The organism is Planktosalinus lacus (assembly GCF_014640155.1).
Classification (GTDB): Bacteria; Bacteroidota; Bacteroidia; order Flavobacteriales; family Flavobacteriaceae; genus Planktosalinus; species Planktosalinus lacus.
In genome coordinates, this window is record NZ_BMGK01000001.1 from 405,951 (window position 1) to 418,375 (window position 12,425).

Annotated in this window: 9 protein-coding genes and 1 tRNA gene; 5 read left to right on the top strand and 5 right to left on the bottom strand. The window is 39.7% G+C overall.

The features are described 5' to 3' along the window. Positions 1-345: 345 nt before the first annotated feature. The gene (gene polA / locus IEV69_RS01885; RefSeq protein ID WP_188438886.1) at positions 346-3,189 is read right to left on the bottom strand and encodes a DNA polymerase I; all 2,844 of its coding nucleotides are present in this window, start codon (positions 3,187-3,189) and stop codon (positions 346-348) included. A gap of 619 nt (positions 3,190-3,808) precedes the next feature. Here polA and IEV69_RS01890 point away from each other — a divergent pair. Next, the gene (locus IEV69_RS01890; RefSeq protein WP_188438888.1) at positions 3,809-4,453 is read left to right on the top strand and encodes a DUF6266 family protein; all 645 of its coding nucleotides are present in this window, start codon (positions 3,809-3,811) and stop codon (positions 4,451-4,453) included. 167 nt (positions 4,454-4,620) lie between these two features. Here the strand turns inward: IEV69_RS01890 and IEV69_RS01895 are convergent, their stop codons facing one another. After that, a complete protein-coding gene (locus IEV69_RS01895; protein ID WP_188438890.1) occupies positions 4,621-4,857 on the bottom strand; it encodes a hypothetical protein in 237 nt (78 codons plus the stop codon). 82 nt (positions 4,858-4,939) lie between these two features. Between IEV69_RS01895 and IEV69_RS01900 the strand changes: the two genes are divergently transcribed. The 3 genes from IEV69_RS01900 (at position 4,940) to IEV69_RS01910 (ending at position 7,208) form a co-directional block, all read left to right on the top strand. After that, positions 4,940-5,128 carry a hypothetical protein gene (locus IEV69_RS01900; protein ID WP_188438892.1) on the top strand — a complete coding sequence of 63 codons (189 nt, stop codon included), beginning with the start codon at positions 4,940-4,942 and terminating at the stop codon, positions 5,126-5,128. A gap of 186 nt (positions 5,129-5,314) precedes the next feature. Beyond that, positions 5,315-6,739: a phage tail-like protein gene (locus IEV69_RS01905; RefSeq protein WP_188438893.1), complete on the top strand. Its 1,425-nt coding sequence runs from the start codon at positions 5,315-5,317 to the stop codon at positions 6,737-6,739. A gap of 172 nt (positions 6,740-6,911) precedes the next feature. Continuing rightward, entirely contained in the window at positions 6,912-7,208 is a 297-nt protein-coding gene (locus tag IEV69_RS01910) for a thioredoxin family protein (protein WP_188438895.1), read from the top strand. Here IEV69_RS01910 and IEV69_RS01915 read toward each other — a convergent pair. Both IEV69_RS01915 and IEV69_RS01920 read right to left on the bottom strand, forming a co-directional pair. Then, the gene (locus tag IEV69_RS01915; protein WP_188438897.1) at positions 7,205-7,825 is read right to left on the bottom strand and encodes a polysaccharide deacetylase family protein; all 621 of its coding nucleotides are present in this window, start codon (positions 7,823-7,825) and stop codon (positions 7,205-7,207) included. The two genes, IEV69_RS01910 and IEV69_RS01915, sit on opposite strands and share 4 nt — an antisense overlap. A 4-nt stretch (positions 7,826-7,829) precedes the next feature. Continuing rightward, positions 7,830-11,144 (bottom strand): glycosyltransferase family 117 protein, encoded by a 3,315-nt coding sequence (locus IEV69_RS01920; RefSeq protein WP_188438899.1) that lies wholly within the window; start codon positions 11,142-11,144, stop codon positions 7,830-7,832. A 164-nt stretch (positions 11,145-11,308) separates the two neighbouring features. On the opposite strand from IEV69_RS01920, the gene IEV69_RS01925 reads away from it, so the two are divergent. Continuing rightward, positions 11,309-11,381, top strand: a tRNA-Gln gene (locus tag IEV69_RS01925). A 161-nt stretch (positions 11,382-11,542) separates the two neighbouring features. Here the strand turns inward: IEV69_RS01925 and IEV69_RS01930 are convergent. Next, entirely contained in the window at positions 11,543-12,373 is an 831-nt protein-coding gene (locus IEV69_RS01930) for a universal stress protein (protein WP_188438902.1), read from the bottom strand. Positions 12,374-12,425: the final 52 nt, after the last annotated feature.

Sequence of the window (12,425 nt, forward strand, 5' to 3'; positions counted from 1 at the left end):
CATACTATTGTTTTAGTCACTTCTTTTGACATTTCCTCAATAATTTTTTTAAAAACATAAGGGTTAAATACTTTCGGAAACTGAGGTTTTATTTAGGTGAGTTGTTTATCAGTTAATGATGATGATGAAGGATTTGTCATTGAAGATGTCATGAAAATGATTGCGTGAAATCTCAAAATGCTTACGACTTGAATAGCCATGGCTATTAGGATTTCCAGCTGAAATTGAACAGGAAAATAAAACTAAAGTAATAATTGAAAACTTGACTATTGAATATACAAAACAGTAGAATTGTTTAAATTTTTGATATTAAAAACCCCTTGAAATTTCAAGGGGTTTTTTCTTTTAATGCGCTTCCAACCAGTTATTGCCCTCACCCAAATCCACATCCAATGGCACTTCAAGTTTAAAAGCATTTTCCATTTCGGTTTTGATGAGGGTTTTCACTTTTTCAAGTTCAGGTTTGTAAGCGTCAAAAACCAGTTCATCATGCACCTGAAGCAGCATTTTTGTTTTGTAGTTGCCTTCAACCAGTTTATTGTAAATGTTGATCATCGCTATTTTGATGATGTCTGCAGCGCTTCCCTGAATGGGGGCATTTACGGCATTGCGTTCGGCAGCACCGCGCACCACGGCGTTTTGTGAATTGATGTCTTTTAAATAACGTCGCCTCCCCAAAACGGTTTGCACATAGCCGTTTTCCCGGGCAAAATCAACCTGTTCTGCCATATAGCTTTTTAGCTTGGGGTAAGTTTCATAATAGGTGTCTATTAATTCCTTGGCTTCGGTGCGGTTCAGGTCGGTTTGATTGCTTAAACCAAAGGCCGACACCCCATAAATAATCCCAAAATTGACCGTTTTGGCATTGCCACGCTGTTCGCGGGTCACTTCTTCCAAGGGCACATTAAACACTTTTGAAGCGGTGGAAGAGTGAATGTCTTCGCCGTTTTTAAAGGCTTCCATCATTTTGGGCTCCTTACTCAATGCTGCGATGATGCGTAATTCAATCTGCGAATAATCGGCAGCGAGCAAGGTGTATTCTTCATTTCTGGGAACAAATGCTTTCCGTACTTCGCGGCCACGTTCGGTCCTTATCGGGATATTTTGAAGGTTGGGGTTGTTGCTGCTCAATCGGCCGGTGGCGGCCACGGTTTGCATATAGTCTGTGTGCACGCGGCCGGTGACTTTACTCACCTGGTTAGGCAACGCATCAACATACGTGCTTTTGAGTTTGCTCAATCCACGATATTCCAGGACGTCCCTGATAATTTTATGGTCTTTCGCCAAAACGGAAAGCACATCCTCTGCAGTGGAATATTGACCGGTTTTGGTTTTTTTTGGTTTTTTGACCAGTTGCATTTTTTCAAATAGGATTTCACCCAGCTGTTTTGGCGAAGCAATATTAAAGGTCTCACCGGCTTCCTTGTAGATTTCTTTTTCCAAGTGCAAAATGTCTTCATCCAGCTTTCGCGAAAGCGAGTTTAAGAATTCAGCATCCAGCCTGATGCCTTCCAGTTCCATATGTGCCAGCACAGAAACCAAGGGGATTTCAATCTCATCAAACAGTTTTTGGGTATTGGCCTCGCCCAGTTCTTTTTCAAAATGGGCTTTGAGTTGCAGGGTGATGTCTGCATCTTCAACGGCATATTCGGTTTGCAGCTCCATAGGCACATCACGCATCGATTGCTGATTTTTTCCTTTTTTACCAATCAGTTCGGTGATGGAAACGGGTGTGTAATTTAAATAGGTCTCTGCCAGCACATCCATATTGTGGCGCATATCAGGATTGATGAGGTAATGCGCAAGCATGGTGTCAAACAGTTTTCCTTTTATGGTGACGTTGTATTTGGCCAGTACTTTAATATCATATTTTAAATTCTGACCCACTTTTTCAATGGTTTCGGCTTCAAAAAACGGACGCAATTGCTCAATGATTTCCTGTACCTCTTCTTTATTCTCCGGAAAGGGGAGATAGAATCCTTTACCGATTTCCCAGGAAAAGGCAATGCCCACAAGTTCGGCTTCCAAAGGATCAAGACTGGTGGTTTCAGTATCAAAACAGACTGAAGTTTGTTTCATCAGGTTTTGAAGAAACAATTTGGTGCCCATCCCGGGTTGCACAGTCTGGTAAAAATGGTCTGTGTCCTTAATGGTTTTGCGCGAGGAGGTCATGGTGATGTTTTCTGTTGTGCCGCCTTCTGCATCAAAAAGAGAAAACTGGCCCGCTCCGGCAGCATTTCCTTTTGGAGTGTCAGATGAAGAAGCCGTTTTTTTAGTTTCCTCAGCAGGTGTGTTTGAGCTTTCAGAGCTAAACAATTGTAAAAATTGATCCTTCAGCCTTCTGAATTCCAGTTCTTCAAAGATTTCCTGTACTTTTTCGCCGTCAGGCATCGAGAGTTCATAGTCTTTGGCATCAAAGGTCACGTCACAGTCAATGAGAATTTTTGCGAGTTCTTTGGAGAGCATGCCTAGTTCGGCATTTTCTTCTACCTTTTCTTTCATTTTGCCTTTGAGCTTGTCGGTATTGGCCAAAAGGTTTTCCATGGTTTCAAACTCGGCAAGGAATTTTTTAGCTGTTTTTTCACCCACACCCGGAAGTCCCGGAATGTTGTCTGAAGCATCGCCCATCATTCCCAAAAAGTCAATGATCTGTTCGGGGCGCTTGACGCCAAATTTTTTCTGAACTTCAGGAATTCCCCAGATTTCAATACCATTTCCCATGCGGGCAGGACGGTACATAAAGATGTTTTCGGAAACGAGCTGGGCAAAATCTTTATCGGGGGTCACCATAAACACTTTATAGCCTTCCTTTTCGGCTTGTTTGGCTAAAGTTCCAATCACGTCATCGGCTTCACAACCGGGAAGTACCACCACGGGAATGTGCATCGCCTTTAGAATATCCTGGATATAAGGAATGGCAATCATAATGGGCTCGGGCGTGGCATCGCGGTTGGCTTTGTATTCGCTGTAAAGTTCGTTGCGCACATCGCTGCCCCCTTTGTCAAAACACACGGCCAGATGATCCGGCTTTTCCCTTCTAATGACGTCGAGCAACGAATTCATAAACCCCATAATTGCCGAGGTATCCATCCCTTTGGAATTGATCCGCGGATTCTTGATAAAAGCATAATATCCCCTGAAAATGAGTGCATAAGCATCCAGAAGGAAAAGTCGTTTTTGTTCGGCCATGGGTGATTGAATTTTAGCTTATAAAACTACAAAACTTATGCGGGCAATTAAAATGGAAATTGTTTTTTTCAGACTTAAATTGAAGACGGAAGCTTAGCTTCACTTTGTGACTTTGCCATTTAATACGGAAGGGGTGTATCGTGGGATTAGGACTTCCTGGGGGGAGGATTTGGTTGCTATTAATAAATAAATTTAAAATTAATCTATTTACACTCGGCCCTCTCCTTCCGCCTTCACTTCGACAAGCTCAGTGACCGAGGCGGATTCAGGCGGCGAAGCGTCGGTATGACAAATACACGGGGTTTGTCTCAAAGCGCACCGAAACCTACCACTTACACCCTCCTCTCTAACCCCTTAGATGAAGGGGAGATACTACATATATTCTCTCAACCATCTTTCATCTTTCCTTCGAGTTTCTTTCGATAAAAGTCCCTGTTTGCGGGAGAAACTTGAGAAAAACTCGAAGGATTGACGTTTTAGTATAGGGTAATCCCTTGCGATTGCTACAACAAAGTTAGCGAAATATTTGGAAATAATTAGTTAAATCCCTATGTTTGAGTTGTCTAACCTTGTTTTCTTGCTTTGTAAGGCAATGAAAACTCTTAAAATATCTACTGTTATGGCAATAATTACAAACAATCCATTTGGCTCCATGTCCGGGTCGGTCGGGGAGCTGGTGATGAAAACAAACAAACACGGCAAACAAATTGTAAGTGCAAAACCCGATATGAGCAGGGTCAAACCCTCTGTAGTACAAAAGATTCAACGCAATAAGTTGAAAGTGGCGATGGAATTTCTTTCCCCTTTAAGCGGATTGATGAAAATAGCTTATAAGCCCTTTAGAAAAAACACCTCAGGCTTTGATGCGGCCAAGTCCTATTTCCTTAAGGAAGCCCTTATACCTACCGATGACGGGTATATTATTGATTATGGAAAAGCAATGGTCACGTTTGGGGATTTGCGAATCCCGGAGGGGATCCATATGGTCATAGACGAAGATGACGAAGGCTTTGCCATTAACCTCCAATGGGAAGACAATACCCATCAGGCACTGGCATATCCTGAGGATACCTTGCTGTTGGTGCTGCATGTGCCTGAAGACGGCCGCTTTATTTATTACAGGGATATTGCAACCAGGGTCTCCCTGAGTGCTTCGATTTATCTGGAAAATTACTGGAAGACCAAGGAACTCCAACTCTGGATGGCTTTTATGCAGCCCGAAGCGGAAAGGGCGTCGCCCAGTGTGTATTTGGGGGTGGTATAGTATTGAGTACTTAGTATTGAGTAATTAGACTCGAGCGTTAGTGAACAGCTGAAGCAATTGAGTATTGAGACTTTGTCAGTCACAATATACACTACACACCCTACATTATACAAATTACAGCTTACAGCCTACAACCTAAAGCCTACCGCCTAAGGAAGGGGAGGTCTCTACAACAAACTCTTCACCGCCGGTAAAACCTTTACCGTTCTGTGGTCAACATCATAGCAATCCCCGGCGAAAAGCACATGGGTAATCAGATTGGTCATGGTCAGTGGGATGTTTTCTTTGAGGATGGTGATGTTATTGTGGGTCAATTGCCCGGGGCCAAATACAATGACCATTCCTGAACTGATAACCTCCACCTTGTTACCATTTTTGATAATGAGCCCGGTGTCTTCAGCCAATCCTAAACCGATGCGCCCGGGAAAACTGGCAACCGCTTCAGAAAGTCTTCCAAAACATCCGCATTGAATAAAATGGGTGTCGATGATCAGTTCCGGGACTAAGGCTTTTAATATTCAGGCATCACTTTCGGGATATTTGGATTCTGGGAGTAATGTGAATTATACTTTATATATTGCCAAAAACGGAACGGTATTGCCCTCTACCGCAGTCCAAACCAAATTTGGATACAGCGGTAAAACCACAGAACTTATGTGTGTAAATAAAAATTGATTGATTTAATATTGGGTTTTTTAATCATCAAATAAAGTCAGATTATTTTATTAAGAATGCGTTTATCTAAAAAAAACTTAATTTTCTTATTTATAAATATATATTTCAGATATTTGTACTCCTAAGTCAATAAATACTCAAAATTCTAAGTGTTTTTTAATTTTCAATAAATAAATTAAAAAGCTCATGAATGTTACCAAATCTTTATCCTTTAAAGGATTTTTATTTCTTATTATTTTATCTCATTTTAATTTATTCTCTCAAGTTGGCATTGGTACCGTGAACCCGGATCCAGCTTCTGTTCTGGATGTCTCCTCAGACAGTCATGGTATGCTCATCCCCAGGATGACCACCGTTCAACGCGACGCGATCACCAGTCCGCCGGAGGGTCTTAATATTTATAATCTTACTACAAATACCACTGATATCTTCAGCAATGGATACTGGAAGTCTTTGGCTTATGAAAAGACCTCCAATTTGGTGTTTGTTTATTCTATGGATGACCTTCCGGAACCCACAGGAAATGCAATAACCCTTGATGCCACTAAAATGTATATCTTTTCCGGAATTGTGGATATTTCCCCAAACTATATAGTAATGAATGGAGCGGGCTTGCGGGGTGTAGACCCCCAAAAAGATGGTGTGATGTCGACCGTGGGTGGTGCTGTACTTAGAAGTATTGATACTGGCATATTCATTCAAAACCTTGCGGTGATACCTGCAAGTGGCTCTACAATGGCGTATGAGTTTTCAGATGCTACAGGCACTAAATTTTGTAATATATTTTCGGGGGCTTCCGTAGTTGAAGTCGGTATACCTTCACTTGGAGTGGGAAGTATTACTGGGTTTAAGGCTGTTACTATTGTAAAGAATTACTGGAATGTTACCGATGGTTTAAAAGTGGGTGGTAATGTGGGTAAATTTGCTGCAACTTTAAATTTTATTACTGGAATATCTGCCGGTGCCGGATTGGAATTCAGTAGTGATTTGGTAATCGATGATATTGATCTTACCAGTAATTATTTTGTATATAGCGGGCAGACCGGAATTAAGGTCAATGCCGGTGTCACTGTTGACCGGGCAAGGTTAACCACTAATATGTTTCGGGATGTTGTGACACCATTAACAGGTGTAGATTCTTATTCGCCGGGATGGAGTATGCAACAAAATACCAATATTCCTGATTCAAGAGCCTACTCATATATATATTTCAATAACAATACAACCTCGACAGACTTGACTCTTGTCAATAATTTTTACAAAATCGCCGGAGCAACAACTGTGATTAATCAACAGAGGTTTATAGCGGGGAATAACAAACTCACATACACAGGAAAAGAACCTATAGTTGGAAGAGTCACGGTTATAATAGGAGCAAAAGCCCCGTCAAATAGCGTAGAATTTTCAATCGCTCTGGCAAAGAACGGAGTTGTAATTCCTGTTCCTGCTGCATCCATGGGTGCAGCGACAAATAATCAGGCTTTCCAGATTACTCTAAATACAGAAGTTGATTTGGTCACCAATGATTATATAGAGGTGTTTTTGAGGTCTAATAATGCTGGTGCAGCTTCACTTACAGTGTCTGATATGCAATTTAGCGTCACAGATTAATACCTGGTTAATGAGTCTTTGAATTTGGCCAAAAGATTCTATGATTGTTAGAATACCTATCTTGACAAGATACAATCCGTTAGGGAATTATTATATGATTATTAAAAATTCCCTAAAAATCACCACATTTCACCATAAATACTATATTTGTATAACTTAAAGAGGTTGTACTATGTCAAAATTTGGTGAATTAATCAGTGCTCCGGTTCCTGTTTTACTGGATTTTTATACAGAATGGAACGAACAGTCCACAGCGATGCACCCCGTGTTGAGAGATGTGGCGGCTGCTCTTGGCGATAAAGCCAAAGTAATCAAAATTGATGTTGAAAAAAACAAAGATCTAGCCGAAGCATTAAGAATCAAAGGCCTTCCCACACTCATGATTTACAAAAACGGCGAGATGAAATGGCGCCAAAGTGGTGAGCAGGATGCCAACACGCTCATAGGGCTTGTCAATGAATATGTTTAAATCGCTTTAAACACAAAACCCTTTTCTGAAAAATGCCTTAATACTTCCGGTAAGGCGTATCTTAAGTTTTTTTCTGCTTTCAAGCTGTCGTGAAAAATTACGATACTGCCATTTGTTGCATTAGATAGTACGTTTTTCAGGCAAATTTCAGGGGAAATAGACTGGTCAAAATCTGCACTCAATACATCCCACATTACAATTTGATACTCACTGTTTATAAGAGCCTTTGCTTTTTTTGAATCCAACTTTCCATAAGGTGGCCTGAAAAGTAACGGTTGTTTAAAATAAACTTCCGCTTTTTTAGTGTTTTCCATATATTCATCAAAACTCGTTTTTGAAGCATTGAGGTGATTGAATGTATGGTTACCCAACTGGTGTCCTTCCGCTTTAAGTTGAGCAAATAGTGCCGGATGCTTTTGGATGTTATGACCTATGCAAAAAAAAGTTGCTTTGGCATTGTATTGCTTTAATTGTTGTAATACCCAGGGAGTGACATCAGGAATGGGACCATCGTCAAAAGTTAAATACACCGTTTTTTGCTTACGCGAAAAGTGCCAGATCCGTTTAGGAAACAAGTAGCTTATAAAAAACGGATTTTTTACAACATAGTTTTTCACTAACTTATTGATTCATTGAACGCTCCATAGAGTCAATCATTCTTAAAATCTCATCTTCATCTGGATATTCAAGTCCGGATGTGTCTGGTTCTTCCTCAAATGATTCCTCCTCGATATCGTTGGCATAAAAATGTCTGAACTCTTGCAAATAAGTGTTGAAAGTTTCTGCTTCTTGTTTGAGTAATTCTTCGTTTTCGCTGTAAAGCAAAGTGCCAACAAGACTTCTGTAGCGCTCTACTTCCATCAAAATGGTTTCTATAAACCGCATTTGCAATCCATAATCCATGGTGCTGAAGTAGTCCATCTTTTCCTGGTATTTCTTCGATACCTCTTGATACAATGCAACCCCTTTTGCTTCATTGCCAACTTCAAAATAGCCAGTAATGTAGGGTTCCAGTAAGGTGTAAAACCCATAATATTCAACGGGCATATGTTCCATGGCGAGATCTAAAACTCGTTCAGCTTTTTCAAGCTTTTCTTCCTTTAAAAGTTGCTCTGCCAGACGCGCCAGATTACTTCGGTAACTGATTGCATTTTTTCTGGTTTCGGGGTCGTGGTAGATATCTGGACTACCCGAATTTCCCCAATCCCAATCCATTACAATGGCAAACATTTTTTCGCTGTCAATGCGTCCCATATCAAATGGGTTTTTCTTGTCTATGGGTGTTTTAATGGGCACAAGTTTATAAGCCATACCATCCAATTGCAAATAATCTTTCAACCATAAATATTCTTCATCGTTAAAAGCACCACCTGTAAAATAAATGGGACGTTCCCAGTTGTTGTTGGCTATGATGTCAAACATCATCATTCTGTTTTTATACAGAATATCAGCTTTAATATTTACATCTATATAAGGGACAATGAGGTGAGCGTCTTTTTCATCCACTATGCCATTTCTTAAAACAGCTTCTTTATCAACAGGTATTCTTATGTTTTTTGATGGAAAAGTATGCACCATTTGTCCGCTTTGCATTTCAACTTTTAAACGTTGATCACTGTCATTTCCAATCCAATCCATCCATTGGTTGATTGGAATGGTATCATCTGCTTTTATTTGCGGATGTTTCATGATATAATCCCGTGTTCCATATCTATACTGCTTATGCGTGAGCTGTGAAGGGATTGGCGCACTTTCAAAAGCAGCCTTTTTCATATCATCAATGTACCAGTCTGTATTAAAAAGGCTGGTGTTGATAGGCCTTACGTCTCTTCTGTATTCTTCAATTCCCTGTGCATACCAGATAGCAAAGGTATCGTTGTCGCCAATAGTAAATATAATTCCATTGGGATCAACAGATGCAAGGTATTTTTTTGCCATTGCAGTGGCTGTATATCGATTGGAGCGATCATGGTCATCCCAGTTCTGACTTGCCAGCAATACCGGTGCAGCCAGCAATCCTGTTGCAATGACTAATGGCACTGCAATTTTGGGCTGAATGTATTTTTTTAGGATATCAAAAAGCGCATATACGCCAAAACCCATCCAGATTGCAAATACATAAAAGGAGCCCACAAGAGCATAATCACGTTCTCGCGGTTCAAAGGGCCGTTCATTCAGGTACACTTTTAACGCCAGCCCCGTAAACAGGAAAAAAACCATTAAAACCCACCAGGAGTTTTTGTCTTTTTTATAGTGGAACACGACCCCCAATAAGCCTAAAATTAAAGGAAGGAAGTAATAGGTGTTTCGTGCCTTATTATTTTCAATGTCTGAAGGCAAATTAGTTTGAGGGCCTAAGCGTGCTTCATCAATAAAATTAACACCACTGAGCCAATTTCCATTAAAGATGTCATTTTTCCCTTGAATATCATCTTGCCTTCCGGCGAAATTCCACATAAAATAGCGCCAGTACATATACCCGAACTGGTATTCAAAAAGGTAACGCATATTTTGAGTAAAAGTGGGTTTTTCTATATCGAGAAATTCGCCAAACTGCTGTAAGAAATTATGATAATCCTCACTGTCTAATTGACCTTGCTCATACTGACTTTTAAATGCTGCCACTTCACTTACTAAAGCTTGTTCGCCCTTGTATTGTCGTTTAACATCAAATTCCAAACCACCGGTTATTGCCAGATAGTTGGCTGCGTGTTCTGTGCTCCACATTCTGGGTAAAAAGGTTTTGTGGGCATCATCAAGGTTCATTCTTGCATTTTTATAGTTGTTTATTACAACATATTGTTTTGAATCTTCATCGCGCTCATAGTTTGGTTTATCATCAGTGTAAGGATTGTTTTGATCAATCCCGGCATACATTTCTGTAAACTGAGGCCCATAAAGTAAACTTTGCTCCCCATATTGTTCCCTGTTGTAATAGGCTAATAATTCTTGTGCATCACTGGGTTTGTTTTCATTGATGACAGTGCCTGCATTGGCTCTGATGGGCAACATGATCCAGCTTGAAAAACCAACAAAAATAAACATTATGCACAGCACTAAGGTGTTTAATTTTACATAGCCCTTTGAACGTGTGTATTTTAAAAGTAGCACAAATGCTGCAATCATGATCAAGCCTGCAATGATAGTGCCTGAATCAAAAGGCATACCCATGGTGTTTACAAAAAACAGTTCAGATGCTGATAAAAAGCGCATCGTCATTGGTAAAAGGAATAAGAAAATAAACAAAAGGACACCCACCACGACTAAATGTGCGACAATGAAATTTTTAATAGTAATGGTTTTGTAATTTTTAAAGTAGTATAACAATCCCATTGCAGGTATTGTAAGCAAGCCCATAAAGTGAACTCCAAAAGAGAGCCCAATTAAAAATGCAATTAAAATAACCCAGCGGTTTCCTCTGGGAGTGTTCATGTCTCTTTCCCACCTCAGCGCTAGATAAAAGAGAGCAGCCATAAGAAAAGATGCCATGGCATACACCTCAGCTTCAACGGCACTAAACCAAAAGCTATCTGTAAATGTAAACCCTAACGAACCTACAGCAGCACTTCCTAAGATTAAAATTTCTTTTGATCTGTCAATAGTTTCGTTTTTGGAAATAATGTTTTGAAGAATGATTGTAATGGACCAAAACATAAATAAAATGGTAAATGCACTTGCAAAAACTGACATGAGGTTTACCATCAAAGCAATTTGAGTAACCTCTGAAGCAAATATGGAAAAAAATGCTCCCAATAACTGGTAAAGTGGTGCTCCGGGCGGGTGTCCTACCTCAAGGTTGGATGAGGTGGTAATGTATTCGCCGGCATCCCAAAAGCTTGCTGTGGGTTCAACAGTTAGCCAATAAGTGGTTAGTGCGATTAAAAAAACAAACCATCCACTGATGACATTCCATTTTTTAAAGTCAAAGTTTTTCATCCATTCCAAGGTTTAAAGTGGCGAATTTACACATAATTATCGTATTCTCTTTATTGAAGATAAAAACTAAAAAAAACACTTTTTATTTTTTAAAGCAGTAATTTTTTAATAAATAGTTTGTAGAAGAAAAAGTTTGTTATAAATTTGCAACCGCTAAAAAGCACTGGCTCATGGTGTAACTGGCAACACGTCTGGTTTTGGTCCAGAAGAGTCTAGGTTCGAGCCCTAGTGAGCCAACTTTAGTAAGCCGGTCTGTTAATCACAGGCCGGTTTTTCATTTCTATTGGGTTTAGGGCGAGAAGCATGTCCCGAGCCTGTCGAGGGGAGCACCTAGTGAGCCAACAAAAAAACCGATTAGAACATTCTAATCGGTTTTTTTAATTTATATGGATATGATGTCAAATTTTAAAAGTAATGACGGGTCTCTTAGCGTGATTTACTAAATCTTCACTCACGCTTCCGTTAAAGAAATGAGAAAGCCCTTTTCTGCCGTGCGTGGCCATTCCAATGAGATCTGCGTCAATTGCCTGAGCATAATTCAAGACCCCTTTTTCTACGGAAGTGTCGTTGTAAATATTTAATGAATGGTTTTTAATTTCAATACCGCTTAAAAATTTGTCCATTACTTCTTTTGCTTCAATTGTTGTCAAGAAGTTGGTAGCGGTGTTTATAAATAACAAGTGCATTTTAGCGCCTACACTTTCGGCAAATTTTATGGCTTGTTTAAAAGGCTTTTTGCATTCTTCAGAAAAATCGGTTGCAAAAACAAAATTGTCAATTTTAAATTCTTTGAGTCCATTTTTGATTACTAATACCGGTATATTTGAGGTTCTGACTACTTTTTCGGTGTTACTTCCAATAAACATTTCTTTAAAACCGCTGGCACCATGAGAGCCCATAATGATAAGATCTACTTCATTTTCTTTGGCAACTTCAATAATGCCGTCAAATGCTTCGTGGAATTGAACGGTTTCATACACTGTAATGCCTTCAAGGTAATCAGACTCCAACACTTCTTTGAATCGTTTGTGTGCCAGTTTCATAAAAAACAAAGCTTCGGGTAAACTACCCCCTGAACTTGAATTTGCCTGGTCAATTAAGTTTAATGGAAGTTCTAACATATGAAGCAAATAAATTTCACTTTCGTGTTTTTTTGCCAATTGTGCTGCAACCTTAAGTGCCTTTTCGGCTTGAGGAGAAAAGTCTGTTGGGACTAAAATTTTTTTCATTGAATTGTATTTGAAGAGGTTTAAAATTTAAGTTAAATTACAAAAAAAATTC

Coding starts and splice junctions, on each gene's coding strand:
- polA (WP_188438886.1), bottom strand. CDS start 3,189: ATGGCCGAACAAAAACGACTTTTCCTTCTGGATGCTTATGCACTCATT.
- IEV69_RS01890 (WP_188438888.1), top strand. CDS start 3,809: ATGGCAATAATTACAAACAATCCATTTGGCTCCATGTCCGGGTCGGTC.
- IEV69_RS01900 (WP_188438892.1), top strand. CDS start 4,940: ATGATCAGTTCCGGGACTAAGGCTTTTAATATTCAGGCATCACTTTCG.
- IEV69_RS01905 (WP_188438893.1), top strand. CDS start 5,315: ATGAATGTTACCAAATCTTTATCCTTTAAAGGATTTTTATTTCTTATT.
- IEV69_RS01910 (WP_188438895.1), top strand. CDS start 6,912: ATGTCAAAATTTGGTGAATTAATCAGTGCTCCGGTTCCTGTTTTACTG.
- IEV69_RS01920 (WP_188438899.1), bottom strand. CDS start 11,144: ATGAAAAACTTTGACTTTAAAAAATGGAATGTCATCAGTGGATGGTTT.
- IEV69_RS01930 (WP_188438902.1), bottom strand. CDS start 12,373: ATGAAAAAAATTTTAGTCCCAACAGACTTTTCTCCTCAAGCCGAAAAG.